Annotated in this window: 23 protein-coding genes; 6 read left to right on the top strand and 17 right to left on the bottom strand. The window is 61.5% G+C overall.

Annotated features, from left to right (window positions below; translation table 11 throughout):
* Window positions 1-55: 55 nt before the first annotated feature.
* The 5 genes from BUC40_RS21175 to BUC40_RS21155 all read right to left on the bottom strand — a co-directional run bounded on the left by BUC40_RS21175 (window position 56) and on the right by BUC40_RS21155 (window position 2,601).
* Window positions 56-523: an inhibitor of vertebrate lysozyme family protein gene (locus tag BUC40_RS21175; protein WP_073268549.1), complete on the bottom strand. Its 468-nt coding sequence runs from the start codon at window positions 521-523 to the stop codon at window positions 56-58.
* Window positions 524-530: 7 nt separating this feature from the next.
* Window positions 531-695, bottom strand: a complete 165-nt coding sequence (locus BUC40_RS21170) for a DUF1328 domain-containing protein (protein WP_013789335.1) — start codon at window positions 693-695, stop codon at window positions 531-533.
* Window positions 696-758: 63 nt separating this feature from the next.
* Entirely contained in the window at window positions 759-1,043 is a 285-nt protein-coding gene (locus BUC40_RS21165) for a hypothetical protein (protein ID WP_073268547.1), read from the bottom strand.
* Between the two features lie 202 nt (window positions 1,044-1,245).
* Entirely contained in the window at window positions 1,246-1,677 is a 432-nt protein-coding gene (locus tag BUC40_RS21160; RefSeq protein ID WP_073268545.1) for a PA2169 family four-helix-bundle protein, read from the bottom strand.
* A gap of 72 nt (window positions 1,678-1,749) precedes the next feature.
* Complete coding sequence (locus BUC40_RS21155; protein WP_073268544.1) at window positions 1,750-2,601, bottom strand: BON domain-containing protein; 852 nt, start codon at window positions 2,599-2,601, stop codon at window positions 1,750-1,752.
* 224 nt (window positions 2,602-2,825) lie between these two features.
* On the opposite strand from BUC40_RS21155, the gene algB reads away from it, so the two are divergent.
* Window positions 2,826-4,169: a sigma-54-dependent response regulator transcription factor AlgB gene (algB, locus tag BUC40_RS21150; RefSeq protein WP_073268542.1), complete on the top strand. Its 1,344-nt coding sequence runs from the start codon at window positions 2,826-2,828 to the stop codon at window positions 4,167-4,169.
* The gene (locus BUC40_RS21145; RefSeq protein ID WP_073268540.1) at window positions 4,166-5,950 is read left to right on the top strand and encodes a KinB sensor domain-containing domain; all 1,785 of its coding nucleotides are present in this window, start codon (window positions 4,166-4,168) and stop codon (window positions 5,948-5,950) included. The genes algB and BUC40_RS21145 overlap by 4 nt, the downstream gene beginning before the upstream one ends.
* An 18-nt stretch (window positions 5,951-5,968) precedes the next feature.
* Here BUC40_RS21145 and BUC40_RS21140 read toward each other — a convergent pair whose 3' ends face one another.
* Both BUC40_RS21140 and BUC40_RS21135 read right to left on the bottom strand, forming a co-directional pair.
* Entirely contained in the window at window positions 5,969-6,751 is a 783-nt protein-coding gene (locus tag BUC40_RS21140; protein ID WP_073268538.1) for an N-acetylmuramoyl-L-alanine amidase, read from the bottom strand.
* Window positions 6,748-7,341 carry a MarC family protein gene (locus tag BUC40_RS21135; protein ID WP_070884702.1) on the bottom strand — a complete coding sequence of 198 codons (594 nt, stop codon included), beginning with the start codon at window positions 7,339-7,341 and terminating at the stop codon, window positions 6,748-6,750. Before BUC40_RS21135 ends, BUC40_RS21140 begins: the two co-directional genes overlap by 4 nt.
* A gap of 170 nt (window positions 7,342-7,511) precedes the next feature.
* Between BUC40_RS21135 and BUC40_RS21130 the strand changes: the two genes are divergently transcribed.
* Window positions 7,512-8,930: a DASH family cryptochrome gene (locus tag BUC40_RS21130; RefSeq protein WP_073268536.1), complete on the top strand. Its 1,419-nt coding sequence runs from the start codon at window positions 7,512-7,514 to the stop codon at window positions 8,928-8,930.
* Window positions 8,931-8,972: 42 nt separating this feature from the next.
* Here the strand turns inward: BUC40_RS21130 and BUC40_RS21125 are convergent, their stop codons facing one another.
* The 6 genes from BUC40_RS21125 to BUC40_RS21100 form a co-directional block, all read right to left on the bottom strand.
* Complete coding sequence (locus tag BUC40_RS21125) at window positions 8,973-9,872, bottom strand: response regulator (protein ID WP_073268534.1); 900 nt, start codon at window positions 9,870-9,872, stop codon at window positions 8,973-8,975.
* 100 nt (window positions 9,873-9,972) lie between these two features.
* The gene (gene phoU, locus BUC40_RS21120; protein WP_073268532.1) at window positions 9,973-10,701 is read right to left on the bottom strand and encodes a phosphate signaling complex protein PhoU; all 729 of its coding nucleotides are present in this window, start codon (window positions 10,699-10,701) and stop codon (window positions 9,973-9,975) included.
* Window positions 10,702-10,878: 177 nt separating this feature from the next.
* Entirely contained in the window at window positions 10,879-11,712 is an 834-nt protein-coding gene (pstB, locus tag BUC40_RS21115) for a phosphate ABC transporter ATP-binding protein PstB (protein WP_073268530.1), read from the bottom strand.
* An 86-nt stretch (window positions 11,713-11,798) separates the two neighbouring features.
* Entirely contained in the window at window positions 11,799-13,454 is a 1,656-nt protein-coding gene (gene pstA, locus BUC40_RS21110; RefSeq protein ID WP_073268573.1) for a phosphate ABC transporter permease PstA, read from the bottom strand.
* A 34-nt stretch (window positions 13,455-13,488) separates the two neighbouring features.
* The gene (locus BUC40_RS21105; protein WP_073268528.1) at window positions 13,489-15,774 is read right to left on the bottom strand and encodes an ABC transporter permease subunit; all 2,286 of its coding nucleotides are present in this window, start codon (window positions 15,772-15,774) and stop codon (window positions 13,489-13,491) included.
* 166 nt (window positions 15,775-15,940) lie between these two features.
* On the bottom strand, window positions 15,941-16,909 hold the full coding sequence (locus tag BUC40_RS21100; RefSeq protein ID WP_073268526.1) for a PstS family phosphate ABC transporter substrate-binding protein: 969 nt from the start codon (window positions 16,907-16,909) through the stop codon (window positions 15,941-15,943).
* A 344-nt stretch (window positions 16,910-17,253) separates the two neighbouring features.
* On the opposite strand from BUC40_RS21100, the gene BUC40_RS21095 reads away from it, so the two are divergent.
* The gene (locus BUC40_RS21095) at window positions 17,254-17,652 is read left to right on the top strand and encodes an acyl-CoA thioesterase (RefSeq protein ID WP_073268524.1); all 399 of its coding nucleotides are present in this window, start codon (window positions 17,254-17,256) and stop codon (window positions 17,650-17,652) included.
* A 43-nt stretch (window positions 17,653-17,695) separates the two neighbouring features.
* Here BUC40_RS21095 and BUC40_RS21090 read toward each other — a convergent pair whose 3' ends face one another.
* Together BUC40_RS21090 and pyrE are read right to left on the bottom strand one after the other, a co-directional pair.
* Complete coding sequence (locus BUC40_RS21090; RefSeq protein ID WP_073268523.1) at window positions 17,696-18,289, bottom strand: DUF4124 domain-containing protein; 594 nt, start codon at window positions 18,287-18,289, stop codon at window positions 17,696-17,698.
* A 26-nt stretch (window positions 18,290-18,315) separates the two neighbouring features.
* Window positions 18,316-18,957, bottom strand: coding sequence for an orotate phosphoribosyltransferase (pyrE, locus tag BUC40_RS21085; protein WP_073268521.1), 642 nt, complete (start codon window positions 18,955-18,957; stop codon window positions 18,316-18,318).
* A gap of 93 nt (window positions 18,958-19,050) precedes the next feature.
* On the opposite strand from pyrE, the gene BUC40_RS21080 reads away from it, so the two are divergent.
* Both BUC40_RS21080 and BUC40_RS21075 read left to right on the top strand, forming a co-directional pair.
* Window positions 19,051-19,830 carry an exodeoxyribonuclease III gene (locus tag BUC40_RS21080; protein ID WP_073268519.1) on the top strand — a complete coding sequence of 260 codons (780 nt, stop codon included), beginning with the start codon at window positions 19,051-19,053 and terminating at the stop codon, window positions 19,828-19,830.
* A 154-nt stretch (window positions 19,831-19,984) separates the two neighbouring features.
* Window positions 19,985-20,869 (top strand): EamA family transporter, encoded by an 885-nt coding sequence (locus BUC40_RS21075; RefSeq protein WP_073268517.1) that lies wholly within the window; start codon window positions 19,985-19,987, stop codon window positions 20,867-20,869.
* On the opposite strand, the gene BUC40_RS21070 is transcribed toward BUC40_RS21075, so the two are convergent.
* The gene (locus BUC40_RS21070) at window positions 20,870-21,214 is read right to left on the bottom strand and encodes a hypothetical protein (RefSeq protein WP_073268515.1); all 345 of its coding nucleotides are present in this window, start codon (window positions 21,212-21,214) and stop codon (window positions 20,870-20,872) included.
* 4 nt (window positions 21,215-21,218) lie between these two features.
* The gene (trmB, locus tag BUC40_RS21065) at window positions 21,219-21,935 is read right to left on the bottom strand and encodes a tRNA (guanosine(46)-N7)-methyltransferase TrmB (RefSeq protein WP_073268513.1); all 717 of its coding nucleotides are present in this window, start codon (window positions 21,933-21,935) and stop codon (window positions 21,219-21,221) included.
* Window positions 21,936-22,141: the final 206 nt, after the last annotated feature.

The following is a 22,141-nucleotide window of genomic DNA, read 5'->3' as shown; positions in this document are numbered from 1 at the left end:
ACCATTTAGTGAGTGCCAGACGGAGCAACGGCGCCAGAAGGCGCCGTTAATAGCATCAGTACCAGTTGGGATCTTTCTTCAACTGCTCCTGTAGCAATTGCTTGACCCCGTCGTCCGGCTCGCCGAGCCAGCGCAGATCAGCATGCTTACTGGGTGCCTTGTCCTTCGGCAAACCTTCGGGTACCTGTACCCAAAGGGCGTAAGCGTCATCCTTGTCTGGTGTGAAGGCGACGTAGAGCCGCTGATTGAAACAGTTCGAGGTTTCGCACAATTGCCCGACCAGATACTGGTCGCCGTCTTCTTCCAGCGATTTCATCGGTGTGGCAACGCCACTGAGGTTGATCACCCATTCGGGCAAACGCTCCTCATCCTGAATCAGCTCCTGCCATGCTTCACGGTAGTCCGGGTTACTGGCGAGCAACTCGTTCAGGCGGAACTCGCCATCCGTATTGGCGGCCAAGGCCGCCGCACTACCACCCAGCATTAGGGCGGCAGCGAGCGTCTTGAATCGATTCATAGTCATGCCTCGCCTAGCCCCGTGGGCGACGACCCATGATGAACGAAACGATGAACATGACCAGGAACACCACGAAAAGGATTTTCGCGATACCTGTGGCAGTGCCTGCGATACCACCGAAACCCAGTACAGCAGCAACAATGGCGATGATCAGAAAGGTAATGGCCCAACTCAGCATGGCGTTTCTCCTTGGTTTTTTGAGGTCTTACGGGTGCAGCACTTGGAAATTGGTCTGGGCGTTTCAGAACACCCAACGGCTTTGCTTGGCAGGCGCCTGAACGGAGTCGGCACGTACCCAATCGCTATCATCTGTTTGCTTCGGTGCGCTGATGGTTTGCAGCGTGGCTGGTTCGGCCTTGATGGCTGCAGAGCGCGCCTCTACGGATACCGGCATGGCAATCTGGCTAGCAGGCTGCGGCGCCAGAGCGCGAGGCTCCGATGCCTTATTCGCCACGCTCACGAACAGGATCATTACGGCTACAGCGGCCAAAATCAGGATCTCGGTGTGGGCGCGGTGAAGGTTCATGTGGAGCTCCTCAGATCGTTGTTGAACGGCTTGGCGTTCTAATCATGAGTAGGCAATTGCAGCCTGCGTGCCAGCTTTTGGTTAAAAATAAAATCGTTTTAAAACAATAACTTAAACAACAAAAACCAAATGCCATCATTGGCATCCTGCACGATCGTCATCTGCGGCTCGGGCGTTATGCACGACGCCGCAGATGCAATGCTCAATGCAGGTTCTTCAGCTCGCGCATACGCTCGTGACAGGCCCGTACCTTGGGCATTTCCACGGCCAGCAGCGCCTTTACATCGGGCTGCGCACTTTCCAGCGCATCTTCGAATGCTTCGAGAATGCGATCTTCCGCCTGCTCCAGCTGAGCTACATATGTCGCCTTCTCATCACTGGACAGCGTCGCGCGTGCATCGGCATAGGCCTGGCGCAGCTTGCCCACCAAGGTACCGCTGGTGGCGGGCTCTTCATGGTTGGCCGCTACCTTGACCGACAGCGCCTGGATCACCTGGTGCTTGGCTTGCGCCATATCGCGAAACAGCGCCTGCAGAGACGCATCGTCGATTTCATCGTGGGCGTGTTCGTAGAAGCGCTGACCGTCGAGAATGATGGCGATCAGTTCGTTCAGTTGCTCAGTCTTGTCGCTCATGGTGGCTCTCCTGAATAGATTGGCGCCGCCCCTGCCTGACAAGGCAACGAACAGCGCTATGGTCGAGATGGCTTAACCTGCGATGCGCAGCGCGTCGGCATCGACGCCCCGCACACCGCGGATGTTGCGGGCGGTTTCTACCGCAAGGCGTTTTTCGGCATTGCTCAGCACGGTGCCGCTGAGCCTGACGAAGCCCTCACGGGTGTCGACCTTGATGTTCAGCGCGTCGAGGTTGCGGCTATACAAGAAGCTGGCCTTCACCTTGCTGGTGATCCACGAATCGCTGATTGAGGCTGCCGCATCGTTAGCCGCGTTCTGGGCCTCGGCCGACGTGCTGTCAGCGGTGCTAATGCTCAGGTGGTTGTGCACTTCACGCACACCTTCGGTATTAGTGACCAGCTCACCGGCCAGCTCCTTGGCCGCTGGCGTACCGGCGTTGCCGCTGAGGCTGACCACGCCATTTTCGGCGCGCACCTGAATATCCAACCCTTCGGTATTGCTGTTCCACAGCAGTTTGGATTTCACCGTGGCGGCAAGCGTGGCGTCGTCGAAACGCTGGGCCAGGGTCTTGTCGGCAACGATCCTGGCTTGATCGTTTACAACCGGCGGCGCCTGATCCGGGTCAACCTTGAGCCTGTTGTTCACCTCACGAACGCCTTCTATGCTGCCTGCCAGTTCGCTGGCGAGGTCATGCTCGGCGGAGTTCTCCACTGCGCCGTTGAGCGTGGCGACGCCATCTTCAACGACCACTTCTATATCGAAGGGATCCAGATGCCGATTAAGGGCGAATGCGGTGTCGATGGCACCCTGCTGGCGGGCATCGCTCAGCTGCTGGGCGAGCCCTTCTTCCGCCGCTTGCGCAAGCGGAGCGAGGGTAATCAGACCGGCAATGGCGATGGCCAACGTGGATTGTCTCAACAGCATGTAACGCCTCTTCTTTAGCTAAAAAGCCGCTTGCAAGCGGATCGGAGACAGTCGCAAGTGATATGCCAGCCACCTATAAAAATAAAAACCAACTAAAATCAGTCTGTTAAATCCAATACCTGGCTAATGGCCGCTTGCACGATGCAAGATCGCGCCATACTAGCCGTGCAAGTTGCACGAAAATTTCCAGATAATCTCTGCCATTCACCCCATGGAGCACGTAAATGGAAGCAACAGGTCAGAGCGGGCGCATCCTATTGGTCGACGACGAAGCGGCTATCCTGCGTACCTTCCGCTATTGCCTGGAGGACGAGGGCTATCAAGTCACCACTGCCAACAGCGCCGCGCAAACCGAGTCGCTGCTGCAACGGCAAGTGTTCGACATGTGCTTTCTCGACCTGCGCCTGGGGGATGAAAACGGCCTCGATGTGCTCGCGCAGATGCGCGTGCTCGCGCCCTGGATGCGTGTGGTGATCGTCACCGCGCACTCAGCCATCGACAGCGCGGTGGACGCTATGCAGGCCGGCGCCGCCGATTACCTGGTCAAGCCGTGCAGCCCGGATCAACTGCGCCTGGCCGCAGCCAAGCAGCTGGAAGTACGCCAACTGTCCGCGCGCCTGGAAGCGTTGGAAGGCGAAGTGCGCAAGCCGAGCGACGGCATCGACTCGCACAGCCCGGCAATGATGGTGATTCTTGAGACGGCCCGGCAGGTCGCTACAACCGATGCCAATATCCTGATTCTCGGCGAATCGGGCACAGGTAAAGGCGAGCTGGCCCGCGCGATTCACGGCTGGAGCCGACGTGCCAAGAAATCCTGCGTGACCATCAACTGCCCGTCGCTGACTGCCGAGCTGATGGAAAGCGAGTTGTTCGGCCACAGCCGCGGTGCCTTCACCGGCGCCAGCGAGAGCACCTTGGGCCGGGTCAATCAGGCGGACGGCGGCACCCTGTTCCTCGACGAGATTGGCGACTTCCCGCTGACCCTGCAGCCTAAGTTGCTGCGCTTCATTCAGGACAAGGAATACGAGCGCGTCGGCGACCCGGTGACCCGCCACGCCGACGTACGCATCCTCGCGGCGACCAACCGTGACCTCAACGAGATGGTCCGCGAAGGCCACTTCCGAGAAGACCTGCTCTATCGCCTCAACGTCATCACCCTGACCCTGCCGCCACTGCGCGAACGGGCCGATGACATCCTGACCCTGGCGGATCGCTTCCTGGCGCGCTTCGTCAAGGATTACGCCCGCCCGGCCCGGGGCTTCAGCGACGACGCGATCAAGGCGCTCCTGGCCTACCAGTGGCCCGGCAATATCCGCGAGCTGCGTAACGTCATCGAGCGCGCCAGCATCATCTGCCCGGGCGAATGGGTAGACGTCGCGCACCTGGGCATGAGCGCACCGGCGACCAACAGCGCGCCTCGTGTGGGCGCCGACCTGAGTCTCGAAGAACTGGAAAAGGCCCACATCTCGGCAGTGCTGGCCAACAGCGACACCCTCGACCAGGCCGCCAAGACGCTCGGCATCGACGCCTCGACCCTGTATCGCAAACGTAAGCAGCTCGGCCTATGAAGCTGCGCAGCAAGCTGTTTCTCAGTACCAGTGCGCTGCTTACCGTTGCTTTGCTGGGCCTGAGCCTGGGTATTTTCAGCGTGCTGCAGCTGACCCAGTCGCAGAACCGCTCGCTGGCGCACAACCTGGAAGTCATCAGCGCCAGCATGGATTTGCGCCAAGAAGTGGGCAAGCAGCTGTTCATGATGCTCAGCGAAGACTTCAACGGCCAGACCGTGCAAGCACTCCAGGACTCCGACAAGCGCATCCAGACCTGGCTTGCCGACAGCCTGCAAAACAGCGCGACGGAGGCCGATCGCCAAGCGCTGCTCGAAATACAGTCTGCCTACCAGAAGTTCAGCGTCCTGCTCGCAGATCCCGCGACCGTGCGCCGCGATTTGCTGGTCAACGATGATTTCGCCAAGACCGTCGAAACCGTGCGTGATCGCCTCAATAGCCTGCAGGTTCGCTACGTATCGGCAGTCAAGGAAGCCGAAGCGCAGTCTCGCGAACGCGCCTGGCTGATTGCCGGCCTGCTTGGGCTGGTCGGACTGGCGGTGCTGGTGATCGGCTTTATCACCGCGCACACCATCGCCCGCCGGGTCGGCCAGCCTATCGACGCGCTGGCCCGCGCAGCTGATCAAATTGGTCGCGGCGACTTTCAGGTCACCCTGCCGATCACGCCAGTTGCTGAGTTGTCTGCACTAAGCCGGCGCTTCGGCTTGATGGCCGACAGTCTGCGCCAGCTCAAGAGCAGCAACGTCGAAGCGTTGATGTCCGAGCAACGCCGCCTGCAGGCGGTGCTCGACAGCATTGATGACGGCCTGCTGATTTTCGGCCGCGATGGTTTGCTGGAGCACTTCAACCCGGTGGCGCAGCGCCAACTGGGTTGGGATGACCAGCCGCTCGGGCAGAGCCCCAGCAAGGCCCTCGGCCGCCCCGAGCTCGACGAGCAACTGCAGCATGTGCTGCTGGGGCACAACCTGGAGCAGCGTCTAGCAGACCTGCAGGTCGAGGCCAACGGCGAAACGCGCCTGCTCAACTACAGCCTGACGCCAGTCAGCCACAGCGAGGGGCATATCCTTGGCGCGGTGATGGTGCTGCATGACGTGACCGAGCAGCGCGCCTTTGAGCGTGCGCGTAACGAGTTCGTGCTGCGCGCCTCCCACGAGCTGCGTACGCCGGTGACCGGCATGCACATGGCCTTCGGTTTGCTCCGTGAACGCAGCAAGTTCGCCGAAGATTCCCGCGAAGCCGACCTGGTGCATATCGTCGATGAGGAAATGGAGCGGCTGGTGCACCTGATCGAGGATCTGCTCAACTTTTCGCGCTACCAGAGCGGTGTGCAGAAGCTCGAACTGGCGCCTTGCGACGTGCCCGAACTGCTCGAGAACGCCGTCAGCCGTCACCTCGGCAAAGCTCAGGCGCGACAGATCAAGCTGGAACTGGAAATGGCCAATGCGCTGCCACGCACCCATCTGGATCGCGCGCAGATCGAGCGGGTGCTCGACCACCTGATAGACAACGCCCTGCGCCACAGCCCCGAAGGCGGCACCTTGCGCCTGTGCGCCAGCCGCCAGGACGAGCGCCTGCTGATCAGTGTAGAGGATGATGGCGAAGGCATCGCCTACGGCCAGCAGGCCAGACTGTTCGAGCCCTTCGTGCAGATTGGCCACAAGAAAGGCGGCGCCGGCCTGGGTCTGGCGCTATGCAAGGAAATCGTCCAGTTGCATGGCGGGCGAATCGGCGCCGAGTCCCAACCGGGCCAGGGCGCGCGCTTTCACTTCGCACTGCCCCTGTAACGTCCCGCTGGCTGAGCCTCAGCTTTTGCTGAGGCGGTTGACCTCCAGCAGCAGAGCGGCGGTTTCCGCGTCCGGCTGGCCATCGTAGAGCGCTTGCCGGTATTTCATCTGAAAGGCGCGAATCACGTTACGGGTTTCTTCATCGAGCACGCCGCTGCTCGGCACCGTATAGCCCTGCTGCGCCAGCTGCTGCTGGAACCAGGCTACGCTCGGCAGGCTGACAGCGAAGATGGCTTGCTGGCGGGCGACTACCTCGGCGTTCGGCCACGGCATCAGCCCGGCATCGGCCAATTGCTTCCACGGGAACATCGGACCCGGATCGACCTTGCGCTGTGGCGCGATATCGCTGTGGCCAATGATGCTGCCCGGCGGCAGGTGGTGGCGCTGCATGATGTCCTTGAGCAGCACGATCAGCGCATCGATCTGCGGCTGGGCATAAGGCTGCCAGTAACGGCCGTTGGGCGTATCGAAATAGCCTTGGTTGACCATCTCGATGCCGATGGTCGTGCCGTTGAGCCAGGTGCGCCCCTGCCAGTCGCTGACGCCAGCGTGCCAGGCGCGGCGATTCTCGTCGACCAACTGGTAGATGGTCGGCGGCACGGCATTGATCAGGTAGTGGGCACTGACCTCTTCCTTCGTCAGCAACTCGAGCGAATGCGGCAGATCGGTCGAGGTGTAGTGCAGCACGATGTACTGCACGCGGCTGTTCTGCCCGCTGGCGGTGTAGCTGTGATCGATACGCGGCCCGCTGCTACAGCCGGCGAGCAGGAAGGCGAACAAGGCAAGGCTGAGAAATTTCATGGCTGGATGTGCAATACGCTCTGAATGTTGTCCAGCAGCATGTCGACGCTGAGCATGATCAACAACATGCCCATCAGCCGCTCTACTGCGGTCAGCCCGCGAGGACCGAGGAACCGCTGCAAAAACGAAGCCTGCAGCAGAATGAATGCGGTTGCCGCCCAGGCCATGATCAGCGCCAGGTACAGCTCCCAAAGCGCCCCTTCATGGGTATTGCGCAGGGTCATCAGTACCGCAAGCGCCGAGGGCCCGGCAACCGCTGGTGTCGCCAACGGCACCAGCATCGGCTCGCCGTCCGGCACATCGCCCAATACGCCCTGCGGGCTCGGGAAGATCAAGCGCATGGCGATGACGAACAGGATGATACCGCCGGCAATCGCCGTTGCCTCCCGCGACAGGCCCAGCGCGCTGAGCACTTTGTCACCAAAGGTTAGGAACAGCAGCAAGAGCGCCAGCGCGAACAGCAGTTCACGCGCAGCCACCCACAACCGCCGCTCGGGGGCGACATTCTTCAAGGCGGCGATAAAGATAGCGATGTTGCCGAACGGGTCGGTGACCAGAAACAGCAATACGGCGATGCTGAAGATATCCATTGGGTGGGGCTCCTGAAAAACAGCCGCGTAGTCTAGTGGCTGCAGCCTCCCGAGTCAGTCAGCAATGCGCCGCCATCCGGCGTTTGCTAACCATCGGTCGCCGCCCGACGGCGCTGAACTTGTCGTACCTCTACACGATCAATATTGGGTCGACTATGAGGGAACATCCCATGCGTGCGCTGCTCTGGTTCAAACAGGATTTACGCCTCGACGATCATCCTGCCCTGCAGGCCGCCCTCAGTGCCAACTGTCTGCTGCCACTCTATGTGCTCGATCCCGCGCTGCTGCAGTTCGACGAGTTCGGCAGCCGCCGAATCGGCGTGCATCGCGCGCGCTTTCTTCTGGAAAGCCTGACCGCCCTCGACAGCGCGCTGCGCCAGCGCGGCTCCAAGCTGCTGGTGGTCACCGGCAAGCCGGAAGAAGTGATAGCCCAACTGGTCGGCCAGTACGATATGCGCCAGGTGCTGACGCTTGACGAAATCGCCCCGCAGGAACGTGCCGTGCTCTCCCGTGTCCGGGAAAGCCCTGGCGCGGTGCCACTGCGCCTCGCTCAGGGCAACGCGCTGTTTAGTGAAGCCGAGCTGCCCTGCACACTCGACGAGCTGCCGCAGGTGTACAGCCAGTTCCGCGCGCTAATCGATGCCCGCCAGTACGTATTCCAGCCCCAGCCGGCGCCCGAGCAATTGCCGCCCCTGCCTGACGCCCTGGATACCCACGCGTTCGGGCTGCCGACCCAATCACAGCTGGGCCTGGGCGATGCCCTGAGCGTGGTGCCCAGCGCCTTCCCCTTCTCCGGCGGGGAAACAGCAGCGCTGGCGCGCCTGCGCGACTACCTGTGGGACAGTCAGAACGTGCGCACCTACAAGGAAACCCGCAACGGCATGATCGGTAGCGAGTACTCGTCGAAATTCTCGCCGTGGCTGGCTAACGGTTCGCTGTCGCCACGGCGTACCGCGGCCGAGCTGCGCCGCCACGAATCGCTGTACGGGGCCAACGAGTCGACCTACTGGCTTTGGCTGGAACTGCTGTGGCGCGAATTCTTCCGCTGCACGCTGCAGCGTCACGGCCAGGCACTATTCGAAGCCGGCGGCCTGAAAGCCACCGAGCGCGCACCACAGCAGATCGACGAGCGCTTCGAGCAGTGGACACAGGGCCGCACCGGTATGCCATTGGTGGATGCCAACATGCGTGAGCTGGTTGCCACTGGCTACATGTCCAACCGTGGCCGCCAAGTGGTTGCCAGTTATCTAGTCAGCGATCTGGAGCAGGACTGGCGCCACGGCGCTGCCTGGTTTGAGGAGCATCTGATCGACTACGACCCGGCAAGCAACTGGGGTAACTGGGCTTATCTGGCCGGTGTCGGCAGTGACCCGCGGCTCAAGCGTACCTTCAATGCGCTCAAGCAGGCGCGCCAGTACGACCCCAAAGGCGAATACGTCAGCCTATGGATTCCGGAGCTGCGCAACCTGCCTGAGCACCTACGGCATACACCGTTCCTGCTTCAGGCTCAGCAGCTCGATGCGCTCAATTACCCGAAGCTGCAGCAGATTCCAGAGTCCTGGCAGCGCCACCTTACAGCGGTGGCCTAGGGACGGCCGAGCAAGCTGCATGCGTACTCGGTTGCGCGCCGATCAGGCGCCTGGGGAGAAGTGCTTCTGGGCGGTGCCGCGTGCGATCAGACGGGACAGATAGTCCATCTTCTGCGGGTCGCGGTCGACGAAGCGAAACACCACCTGCAGCCATTCGCTATCCGGTTTCGGCTCGAAGGCGGAAACGCTGTGCAGGTAACCGTTGAGTCGCGCCACTTCCGAGGATTCGCCTTGCTCTAGGTCGAGCACCGCACTCTCCAGCACCTGCGGCAACAACTCGGCACGCTTGACGACCAACAATGCTTCTTTGAGGCTCAGCGCCTTGACCACGCAGGCCATCATGCCGCCAGGCAAACGCAGTTGGCCTTGCCCACGCCCGGCCGGCGCCGCTGCCTTGGCTGGGGCCGCTGCCGGGCTGGCCGCAAAAGCTGCAGCCGGCGTGGGAGCAGCAGGCCGCACCACTTCGGTCTTGCCGCCAGTCAGCGCGGCCAGGGAGTCGTTGGCGAAAGCGCCGGTGCTGAGCATTTTCGGCGGCGCGGCCGACATCAGCGCCGCCAGCTTGCCGGCGCGCTGCAGGGCTTTCTTGACCTTGGTGATCAGCTGCTCGTTGGAGAAAGGTTTGCCGATAAAGTCGGAAACGCCGGCCTGAATGGCCTGCACGACGTTTTCCTTGTCGCCGCGACTGGTGACCATGATGAACGGTACGCCTTTCAGCGATTCCTGCTCACGGCACCATTGCAGCAGCTCTAGGCCGGACATTTCCGGCATTTCCCAATCACACAGAATCAGATCGATCGGATTGCGCCCGAGCAACTGCTGGGCTTTGCGCCCATTGACCGCTTCCTCGATCTGGATACCAGGAAGATGGTCACGCAGCCCCTTCTTCACCAGATCGCGGATAAAGGTGGCGTCGTCCACCACCAGCACATTGACTTTGCTCATCGACCACTCCCTCGAATGGTCATTAGCATAGACGCGGGCACTGGCTTATTGCCAACACTAAAGCGTAACCCTGCGGGAGCGAGCACAGGGCGCAGCAACATCATTCCTTGGCGCTGCCCTGCACTTCTTCCTGCATGCGCGTCAGGCCCATGTGCTTCACGTCGGTGCCGCGCACGAGGTAGATCACCAGTTGGGCGATGTTGCGCGCATGATCGCCGATACGCTCCAGCGAACGCAGCGCCCAGATGACGTTGAGTACGCGGGAAATCGAGCGCGGGTCTTCCATCATGAAGGTGACCAGCTCACGCAGGGCCGTCTTGTATTCACGATCAACGGTCTTGTCGTACTGAGCGACCGACAGCGCCAGGTCGGCGTCGAAACGGGCGAAAGCGTCCAGCGCCTCCTGCACCATCTTGCGTACCTGATCGCCGATGTGGCGAACCTCGACGTAGCCACGTGGCGACTCGCCTTCTTCGGTCAGCAGAATCGCGCGCTTGGCGATCTTGGTCGCTTCGTCGCCGATACGCTCCAGGTCGATTACCGATTTGGAGATGCTGATGATCAGGCGCAAGTCCGATGCCGCCGGCTGACGACGAGCGAGGATGCGCACACATTCTTCGTCGATGTTGCGTTCCATCTGGTTGATCTGATCATCGACCTCACGCACCTGCTGGGCCAGGCCGGAGTCGGCCTCGATCAGCGACGTGACGGCGTCATTGACCTGCTTCTCGACCAGCCCGCCCATGGCCAGGAGGTGGCTGCGCACTTCCTCAAGCTCGGCGTTGAACTGCTGGGAAATGTGGTGGGTCAGGCTGTCTTTGTTGATCATCTGGTTTCGCTCCGCGAAAGCTACGCTTGAGTGGCCATGGTGCGCACGCTGCACCTTCCACGTTTATCTCAGCACAGAGGCCTTTGGAAAATGATCACTGGCGCGAAGGGCGTGCGCTGACAGTACGAGTAGTACGGCAAGCGCGCCCGACAAAGCCAGGGAGTATTTGCCATGGCCTCAGCCGTAGCGGCCGGTGATGTAGTCTTCTGTCTGCTTCTTGGCCGGGTTGGTGAACAGCGCGTCGGTGTCACCAAACTCGATCAGTTTGCCCATGTACATGAACGCCGTGTAGTCGGACACCCGCGCAGCCTGCTGCATGTTGTGGGTGACGATGACGATGGTGTACTTGGATTTCAATTCGTAGATCAGCTCTTCGACCTTCAGCGTGGAGATCGGATCGAGTGCCGAGCACGGCTCATCGAGCAGCAGCACTTCGGGCTGCACCGCCACGGTACGGGCGATCACCAGACGCTGCTGCTGACCACCGGACAGGCCAAGGGCGGAATCATGCAGGCGGTCTTTGACTTCATCCCACAGGGCGGCGCTTTTCAGGCCCGACTCCACGGCCTCATCGAGAACCCGCTTCTGGTTGATGCCCTGGATGCGCAGGCCGTAGACCACATTCTCGTAGATGCTCTTCGGGAATGGGTTGGGTTTCTGGAACACCATGCCGACACGGCGGCGCAGTTCGGCCACGTCTTCACCCTTGCGGTAGATGTTGCGGCCGTCGATGTTGATCTCGCCTTCCACGCGGCAACCATCGACCAGATCGTTCATCCGGTTGAAGGTGCGCAGCAGGGTCGACTTGCCGCAGCCGCTTGGCCCGATGAAGGCGGTCACACGCTGCTTGGGGATGTTCATCTTGACGTCGTACAAGGCCTGCTTGTCGCCGTAGAACAGGTTCAGGCCCGGCACTTCGATGGCCACGGTTTCGTTGGCCAGGTTCAGGCTCTGCTTGTCGCGGCCAAGGGCCGAGATGTCGATGCCGTGGGTAGAGGTTTCGTGCTGCATCAATAGTCTCCTTCGGGGCTACAGGCTTCAAGCTGCAGCGCTGGCCGGGTCAGGCCCGGCACCTCGCGCTGCGGCCTGCAGCCACCTTAATGATCCAGGGCCTTGTACTTCTCGCGCAGGTGATTGCGCAGGTAAACGGCCGTCAGGTTGAGAATCGCGATCACCAGTACCAGCAGCAGCGCGGTGGCGTAAACCAGCGGGCGCGCCGCCTCGACGTTGGGGCTCTGGAAGCCGACATCATAGATATGGAAGCCCAGGTGCATGATCTTCTGGTCGAGGTGCAGGTAAGGATAGTTGCCATCCACCGGCAGGCTCGGCGCCAGCTTGACCACACCGACCAGCATCAGCGGCGCCACTTCACCGGCGGCACGGGCCACAGCGAGAATCAGGCCGGTCATCATCGCCGGGCTGGCCATTGGCAGCACCACGCGCCACAGGGTTTCGACCTTGGTCGCGCCGAGGGCCAGCGAACCTTCGCGCAGCGCCCGCGGAATCCGCGCCAGGCCTTCCTCGGTAGCGACGATCACCACCGGCACGGCGAGCAGCGCCAGGGTCAGCGAGGCCCACAACAGGCCGGGCGTGCCGAAGGTTGGCGCCGGCGCGGCTTCCGGGAAGAACAGGCGATCGATCGAGCCACCCAGTACATAAACGAAGAACCCCAGGCCGAACACGCCGTAGACGATGGCCGGAACGCCGGCCAGGTTGTTCACCGCGATGCGTATCACTCGGGTCAGCGGGCCCTGTTTGGCGTACTCACGCAGGTAGATAGCGGCGATCACGCCGAACGGGGTGACGATCACCGCCATGATCAGGGTCATCATGATGGTGCCGAAAATTGCCGGGAAGATACCGCCCTCGGTGTTCGCTTCCCGCGGATCATCGCTGACGAATTCCCACAGCTTGCTGCCGTAGAAGCCGAGCTTGTCCATAGTCGACATGGCGTTCGGGCGATAGGCGCGCACCACCTTGCCGAGACTGATCTCCTGCTCGCGGCCGTCAGCCGAGCGCACGGTCATGCTGTCGCGATTGAATTGCTGATGGCGGGCGTTGAGTTCGGCTTCCAGCACCTTGTACTCGGCATCCCAGCCCGCGCGTTCGGCGGCCAGATCGGCTTTGGCGGCATCGGTCAGCTCGCCAGCGAGTTCCAGCTTGCGGGTCTGCAGACGCACACGCTCGAGACCGGCGTTGATGCGGCCGATATCGCGCTTCTCCAGTTTGACGATTTCGCCGTGCAGCTCGTCGACACGCTCCAGGCGCTTCTGCAATTCGCCCCAGGCGGCATCGCCCTCGGCGACCAGCCGGCCTTGTTCCTTGACGTTGACCAGGTAGCCGTAGAAGTTGCCCCACTCGCGACGCTCGAAGGCGGTCAGATCGGCAGGCGTGCGCTGCTCGCCCAGCCATTCGCCGACCACCCAGGAAAAGTCGGCGCCGTACAGGTCGCGGTTACCGACCTTGAGCAGCTCGCGGGTCATGAACTCGCCGCCCTCGACGCTCACCGGCAGCCCGGCGGAAGCCAGCCGGGCGCGCGGAATTTCTTCCTTCTGCACCACTTCGCCGGCCATCAGCTTGGCTTCCTGGCCCGGGATCTGATAACTGGCTTCGATGATGTCGGCCGGCCAGAAATGCGCCAGGCCACGGGTAGCGATGACCGCCAACAGACCCACGGTCATGATGATTGCGATGGATACCGCACCCGCGTTCATCCAGATCCAGGGCGAACCGCTCTTGAACCAAGATTTCATGTTGTGCTTTTTCACGGACATAGTCTTGCAGTCCTCAGAGCGAAGCGTACTTGACGCGCAGGCGCTGACGCACCAGCTCGGCCAAGGTGTTCATGACGAAGGTGAACGACAGCAGCACCAGTGCGGAGAGGAACAGCACCCGGTAATGGGTACCGCCGACTTCCGACTCGGGCATTTCCACCGCTACGTTGGCGGCCAGCGTGCGCAGACCTTCAAAGATGTTCATGTCCATGATTGGCGTGTTGCCAGTGGCCATCAGCACGATCATGGTTTCGCCGACGGCGCGGCCCATGCCGATCATCACCGCCGAGAAGATGCCCGGGCTGGCAGTCAGAATTACCACACGTGTCAGGGTCTGCCACGGCGTAGCACCGAGCGCCAGGGAGCCGAAGGTCAGGCTTTTGGGCACGCTGAACACGGCGTCTTCGGCGATCGAGTAGATATTCGGGATCACCGCGAAGCCCATGGCCAGACCCACCACTAGGGCGTTGCGCTGGTCGAAAGGGATGCCCAGATCATTGCTCAACCAGCCACGCATGTTGCCGTCGAACAGCCAGTTCTCCAGGTGGCCACTCATGCTCAGCGACACGACACCGACCAGCAGGATCACCGGGATCAGCAGCGCGGCTTCCCAGCCATCCGGCACGCGCAGGCGCACGGACTCCGGCAGACGGCTCCAGATGTAACCGGCCAGCAGGATGCCTATCGGCGTGAAAATCAGCAGGCTGAAGATACCGGGTAGGTGCCCCTCGACGTAGGGCGCGAGAAACAGGCCGGCGAAGAAGCCGAGGATCACCGTCGGCAGCGCTTCCATCAGCTCGATCACCGGCTTGACCTTGCCGCGCATGGCCGGCGCCATGAAGTAAGCGGTGTAGATTGCCGCAGCGATGGCCAGCGGCGCGGCCAGCAGCATGGCGTAGAAGGCTGCCTTGAGCGTACCGAAGGCCAGCGGCGCCAGGCTCAGCTTGGGCTCGGCGTCGGTGCTGGCGGAGGTCGACTGCCACACGTAGGCCGGCTTGTCATAGTTCTCGTACCAGACCTTGCCCCACAGCGAACTCCAGGAAATTTCCGGGTGCGGGTTGTCGATAAGGATGCGTTCGATCTTGCCATTGGCCTCGACCAGCGCGCGGTTGGCACGGGGTGACAGCGCGGCGATGTTGTGGCCTTCGGCAACCGGCTCGACCAGCAGCGTGCGGTGTGCGGTGCTGTGAAAGATGCCCAGGTTGCCCTTCTCGTCCAAGGCAATGAAACCCTTGCGTCGCTCTTCGGAGATGATCTGGCTGATCGGGCTGTCCGCCAGCTGGAATTCACGGACCTGCTTGAGCGAGGACTTGCCATCTTCGTCACGCACCATGAACCACTGGCGAATGCCGCCGGTGCTGTCGCCGATCAGCAACGAAATGCCGCCCAGCAGCGAGGTGGCGTGGGTGATTTCACGAGAACCGTCGTTGAGCAGTTTGTAGCGGCCGTTGAGCGCCTTGGCACGCAGATCGAAAACATCGGCGGTGGCGCGGCCATTGATCACGAACAGCCATTGCTGACGCGGATCGATGATCAGCTCTTTGATCGGCTCGGCGATCTGCGGCAACGCCAAGCGCTCTTCGCTGACCTCAACTTCGCCGGTCATCATGTTCTCTTCGCGGCTCAGGCTCAGCACCTGCAGCTCGCTGCCCACGGAGCCGGCGAGCAGCAGCGTACCGCTGTTCACGCTGATACCCATGTGCTCAAGCGGACGACCCTGTTGGTCGATGGTCAGTGGGGTTTCACCGAACGGGTAGACGATGGCCGGGGTGATGGTCTTGACGTCGTTCGGGTAGGTGATGCGGTAGGTGTGCTCGAACACCAGCGCCTGACCGTTGGAAAGGCCCAGGGCAATGCGGTGGCTGCCCGGCTGATCTTCACCCACCGATACCACCTCGCTACCGGCCGGCAACGGCAACTCGACGCTGGTCAGCGCCTGCATGGTCTTGGCATTGAAGAACTGGATTTTACCGTCGCGGGCCAGGCGCATGCCGACCTGGTTCTGCTCTTCGAGCGTCATCAGCAGCGGCTTGCCCGCATCGGCCAACCAGGCGGGCTGGATGGCCTCGCGCTTCTCGAGATCGGCGCCCTGGAACATCGGCAGCACGACATAGGCGAGGTAGAAAAAGATCAGGGTGATGGCGCCGAGCACGGCCAGGCCACCGATGGATACGCACCAGCGCGCCAGGCGATCCTTGAACGCGCGTATGCGGCGCTTGCGTTGCAGGGCCGGGGTGTTGAAGTCCAGCACGAGGGAATTTGGAGAGGCGGTCATGGGGTCACTTGGCAAGTCATTCATAGGTGAGAGCGTCTCTGCGCGGCCATGAGCGCGCCGTATTTTTCGTCTATTTCGCGAGCCTGGCCAATCTAACGCGACTGTATGACAGAAAAGTTACAGTACGGTGACGCAGCAAAGCCCACCTCTCAAAGAGAGGCGGGCTTCGGGATTGCTTACCGCAGTCGACTTACAGACCCAGTTCCTTGCGAGTCTTCTCGATGACCTTGAGCGGCAGCGGAATGTAGCCGTCCTTGACCACTACGTCCTGGCCCTGCTTGGAGAGGATCAGCTTGAGGAACTCGGCATCCAGCGGGCTCAGCGGCTTGTTAGGCGCCTTGTTCACGTAGATGTAGAAGAAGCGCGCCAGCGGGTATTTGCCCGACAGTGCGTTGGTTTCGTTGGCTTCTTCGACCTCGCCCTTCTTGTTGACCAGCGGAACGGCGCGCACGCTGGCGGTGCGGTAGCCAATGCCCGAGTAACCGATGGCGTTGACGGTGCTGGAGATCGACTGCACCACGGAAGCCGAACCCGGCTGCTCGTTGACGTTGGACTTGAAGTCGCCTTTGCACAGGGCTTCTTCCTTGAAGTAGCCGTAGGTGCCGGAGACCGAGTTACGGCCAAACAGCTGAATCGGCTTGGCAGCCCACTCGCCGCTCAGACCCAGCTCGCCCCAGTTTTTAACGTCCTTGGGCTCGCCGCACAGGCGGGTGCTGGAGAAGATCGCATCGACCTGCTGCATGGTCAGCTGCTTGATCGGGTTATCCTTATGGACGAAGACAGCCAGGGCGTCGATGGCGACCGGAACGGCGGTCGGCTTGTAGCCATACTTCTGCTCGAAGGCCTGAATTTCGCTGTCTTTCATAGCGCGCGACATCGGCCCGAGATTGGCGGTACCTTCGGTCAGCGCGGGTGGTGCGGTGGAAGAACCGGCAGCCTGAATCTGGATGTTCACGTTCGGGTACGACTGCTTGTAGGTCTCAGCCCACAGGGTCATCAGGTTGGCCAGAGAGTCAGAGCCGACGCTGGACAGGTTGCCCGATACGCCCGAAGTCTTTTCGTAGGCCGGAATGGCCGGATCGACAGCGGCAACCGCATTGGCGGTAGCGACGCCAGCAGCGACGAAAGTCATGGCCGCCATCAAACGCTTCAGTTTCATGCCTTGCTCCTAGCAGAGTGGTAATCATCGAGAGGCCGGCGTGCCGTGGTCGTAGCGCCCGGTTTACCGTCTTCTCACGATTGGGGTCGTGTCAGTTGGGACGGGCTCAGTATCGTCAGCCGATATGACCACTCTATGTAATCTATATGACAGTTGGATGACGGCGCTGGTGAGCATGCGGGATACGCGAATGCGCGTGCGCAGGCGTCTACAACGCGATAGGGTCTATATGAATAAAGGTACTTTTCATAAAGCCCCTAAGGTCGCAGCGCGACCAGCCAGTCGTTATACTTCCCCGGCCCCTGCACTGCAGGGTTCACCACTGCGCCGCGAGCCGTGAACAGATGAAAGACTTCGAACAAGAAGACCCGATCCCCCAAGGCGATCTGGCCCTGCAAATCACCGCGCTACCGCGCGAGACCAATGGTTTCGGTGACATTTACGGCGGCTGGCTGGTTTCGCAGATGGATCTGGCCGGTACTGCCATGGCCAGCAAGGTGGCTGCAGGCCGCGTAGCGACTGTGGCGATCGATCGCATGGCGTTTCTGGTTCCGGTACCGGTCGGCGCGCAGCTGTCCTTCTATACCCAGGCACTGGAAGTCGGCCGCAGCTCGATTCAGATGCTGGTAGAGGTGTGGAGCGATGACCCGCTATCCAGCGAATGGCGCAAGGTCACGGAAGCCGTTTTTGTGTTCGTGGCTATCGACAGCAGCGGTCGTACCCGCTCAGTTCCGCGCCGCTGAGCCGCTGCCACGCCTGAGAAGCGCGACAGCCTGATCACTCGGCCTAACGACCCTGCCCGAGCAGCTCGCTAACCCGCGACCGATCTGCCGCAAAGATACTTTGCGCCTGGGCACGCGCTGCCTGGTAGCGCTCGATCTCCTTCTTGAGCCGCACCTGCTCATCACGCTGCCCGCTGATCTGCCCAAGCAGTTGATCCGGAACCGGTCGCCCTGCCCGCTCCTGATCGGCGGCCTGTTTCTGCAGATTGGCCTGCTGCTGACGCACTGACTGCAGGTTGCCAGTGGCCACACCGATCAACCCGTCGAGCTCGGCAAGCTTGCGCGCCTGGGCACGGTCAACGTCTTCGAGGCTGCTGTACAGGCGCAGCAACTGGGCGTCGGATTTCGCTCGCTCGCGATCAGCGAGGATCTTCTGCATCTCTTCGGCAGTCGGCGCCGGCGGCACTACACGCACCACACGCCCCTGGTCGTTGAGCACTTCATAGCCCTTGGCGATGAACTCGCTGGGCACGCCCTGGCGGTCGATCACGATCACGCCCTGCGCGTTGGTGTAGCGGTACATCTCGGCAGCATTCGCCCACAGCGGCAGCAACAGGCCAAGCCAAAGGGTGCGGCGCATCAGCGGCGAAGTGGACATAGAAACGTTCTCTTGGCGAGCCGGGGTCAGATACCGAATTCGGCCCGGTAGGCTTCAACGGCAGGCAGGTGTTGTTTCAGTTCAGCATCATCGGCCAGATATTCCAGCACTTGCTGTAAGGAAACGATGCTGACCACCGGAATACCGAAGTCACGCTCGACCTCCTGAATCGCCGACAGCTCGCCACGGCCACGCTCCTGACGATCCAGAGCGATAAGCACGCCTGCCGCCTGCGCGTTCTGCGCCCCGATGATCTGCATCACTTCGCGGATCGCGGTGCCGGCGGTGATCACGTCATCGATGATCAGAATGCGGCCATTGAGCGGCGCACCAACGAGGGTACCGCCTTCGCCGTGATCCTTGGCTTCCTTGCGGTTGAAGCACCAGGGCGTATCGATGCCATGGTGCTCAGCCAGGGCCACACCGGTACTGGCTGCCAGCGGAATGCCTTTGTAGGCCGGGCCAAACAGCACATCGAAGGAGATACCGCTATCCACCACAGCCGCTGCGTAGAAACGCCCCAGCTTGGCAAGCGCCAAACCACTGTCGAACAAGCCGGCGTTGAAGAAGTACGGGCTCACACGACCTGACTTGAGGGTGAACTGGCCGAAGCGCAGAACGCCTCGCTCGATGGCAAATCGAATGAAATCGCGCTGATACGTTTGCATGAAAGACCTTGAGGCAGCACAGGATGTGGCTTTGAATTACTAAACGACGTCTAGCTCAGGTATCATACACGCACGTGTTTTTGGGGGCCATTTATGCGGATCATCAGTGTGAACGTGAATGGTATTCATGCTGCAGTCGAGCGCGGTTTGCTCAGTTGGCTGCAAGCACAGAATGCCGACGTGATCTGCCTGCAGGATACCCGCGCCTCCGCCTTTGAGCTGGACGACCAAGCCCTCCAACTGGATGGCTATTTCCTCTATGCCTGCGATGCAGAAGTACCAAGCCAAGGTGGCGTGGCGCTGTATTCGCGGTTGCAACCCAAGGCGGTAATCAGCGGGCTCGGCTTTGAAACAGCCGACCGCTACGGGCGCTACCTGCAGGCTGATTTCGACAAAGTGAGTATTGCCACGCTGCTGATGCCTTCGGGCATGGGCGGTGACGAGAACCTGAATCAGAAATTCAAGTTCATGGACGATTTCTCCAAGTACCTGGACAAGCAACGCCGCAAGCGCCGCGACTATATCTACTGTGGTTCGCTGTACGTTGCCCATCAGAAGCTGGACGCGAAGAACTGGCGCGACTGCCAGCAATCGCCCGGTTTCATGGCGCCCGAGCGCGCCTGGATGGACGAAGTCACCGGGGCGATGGGTTATGTCGATGCCCTGCGTGAGGTCAATCGCGAGGCTGACCAGTACAGCTGGTGGCCAGATAACGAACAGGCTGAGATGCTCAACCTGGGCTATCGCTTCGACTATCAACTGCTCACCCCGGGCATGCGCCGCAGTGTTCGCACCGCACGCCTGCCGCGTCAGCCACGCTTCTCTCAGCATGCGCCGCTGATCGTCGACTACGATTGGACGCTGACCGTCTGATCGATGCCGCACCGCCAAAAACGCCCCGACCTGTTCGGGGCGTTTTTATTTGCGCGGGTTCTGTATGGGGAAAAACACCGCCAACTGTGGCGTGTCAGCGCGAACCATCCGCGCTAGCCTGCGCGTCTGCATACCACCACACGAGGCCGCGCCCATGACACCCAAGGATATTCTGCTGGCCGCTGTGGTGATCATCGCCTGGGGCGTCAACTTCGTGGTCATCAAGGTCGGCCTGGAAGGCGTACCACCGATGCTGCTCGGCGCCCTGCGCTTCATGCTGGCCGCCTTTCCCGCGATCCTCTTCATTCGCCGCCCGGACATGCCGCTGCGGTGGTTACTGGCTTACGGCCTGACCATTTCCCTCGGGCAGTTCGCCTTTCTGTTCTCGGCAATGTATGTCGGCATGCCTGCCGGCCTTGCCTCACTGGTTCTACAGGCGCAGGCGTTCTTCACCCTGGGGTTCGCGGCGCTGTTCATCGGCGAGACGGTGCGGCGCAGCAGCCTGATCGGCCTGGTGATAGCCGCGGCAGGCCTGCTGCTGATCGGCAGCGAGAGCGGGCGCGCCTTCACGCTCGCAGGCTTCGTACTGACGCTGTGCGCGGCGGCAATGTGGGGGCTGGGCAACGTGGTCACCAAGCGTATCGGCAAGGTGAACCTGGTCAGCCTGGTGGTATGGGGCAGCCTGATTCCACCGCTGCCATTCCTGGCGCTATCGTTGATGCTCGAAGGGCCTGCGCAGATTGAGACAGCGCTGCGCAGTATTTCGCTGAACTCCCTGCTGGCCATCGCCTACCTGGCTTTTGTCGCTACGCTGCTGGGCTACGGCCTGTGGAGCCGCCTGCTGTCACGCTATCCCGCCAGCCAAGTAGCACCGTTCTCCCTGCTGGTGCCGGTGATCGGCCTCAGCTCGGCATGGCTGTTTCTCGGTGAAGCGCTGAGCAGCGTACAGTGGTTGGGTGCGGCGGTCGTGATGCTCGGGTTGCTGATCAACGTCTTCGGCGCTCGTCTGCTCAAGCAGTTGCGCGGCGCGACTGCCTAATCAGCGCTGACGCGAGGCCCACCAACTGAACCCGCCAAGGCCGCCGAGAAACAGCGCGGCGGCGGTGTGCCACAGCAGCATGAGCCAGTAGCCAAGTGGATCGGAGGCCAGCGGGTAGACAGTGGCTGGGCCGATACGCGACAGCGATATCGCCACGCCGCTGTACAGCGCCTGCCCTACCGTGAAGAGAATCGCCGCGGCGCTGATGCACATGACCACAGCGGTCAGCGGCAACAGCAGACGCGCCGCCCATGCAGCCCTGGTACTGGGCTGCGGTGCGTGCCACTGAGGGCGGTTGCGGGCATGGCCGGCGCGCCGGGTCTGACGCTTCGACAGTCGCATCATCTGATCAGTCGATACGCTCGAACTTCAGATCCCAAACGCCGTGCCCAAGGCGCTCACCGCGACGTTCGAACTTGGTGACCGGGCGCTCAGCCGGGCGCTCGACGCAACGACCATCGGCGGCCTGGTTGCGATAACCAGGGGCAACGTTCATCACTTCCAGCATGTATTCGGCATAGGGCTCCCAGTCGGTAGCCATGTGCAACACGCCGCCGACCTTGAGCTTCTGCCGTACCAGCTCGGCGAATGCCGGCTGCACGATGCGGCGCTTGTTATGACGCGCCTTGTGCCACGGGTCCGGGAAGAACAGCAGCACGCGATCCAGGCTGGCGTCCGGCACACACTGACGCAGCACTTCCAGGGCATCGCAGCTATAAACACGCAGGTTGGTCAGGTTCTGCGTCATCACGCCATTGAGCAATGCACCCACGCCCGGCCGATGCACTTCCACGCCGATAAAGTCCTGCTCAGGCGCTGCGGCAGCCATTTCCAGCGTGGAGTGGCCCATGCCGAAGCCGATTTCGAAGGTACGCGGCGCCTGGCGCCCGAATACCGTATCGAAATCCTGCATGCCATCGCTCAACTCCAGGCCGAATTTCGGCAGGCCCTGATCGAAGCCGCGCTGCTGGCCCTCGGTCATGCGCCCGGCGCGCATCACGAAGCTCTTGATGGCGCGCATGTGCCGTGGGGTTTCTTCGGCTGGGGTTTGTTCGATATCGCTCATGGGGGCACTCAGCAACGCAGGTATTAAATGGATAAAGGGAAAGCAGCTAAATAACGATCTTGCGAGCTAGAGCCATGCAAGGCCTAGGCGGCCCCACAAAAACAGGCGAGGAAGCGGAGTGTACTTTTGTACATGAGCATTACTCGCTCCGCTCGCCCCTGCGGGCCGCACTAAAGTGCGTTAGCCGCAAGCGGCTTTCCGAGCCT

The sequence above is a fragment of the Phytopseudomonas punonensis genome, from assembly GCF_900142655.1.
GTDB classification, from domain to species: Bacteria; Pseudomonadota; Gammaproteobacteria; order Pseudomonadales; family Pseudomonadaceae; genus Aquipseudomonas; species Aquipseudomonas punonensis.
This window is presented reverse-complemented; position numbering and strand designations above follow the sequence as displayed.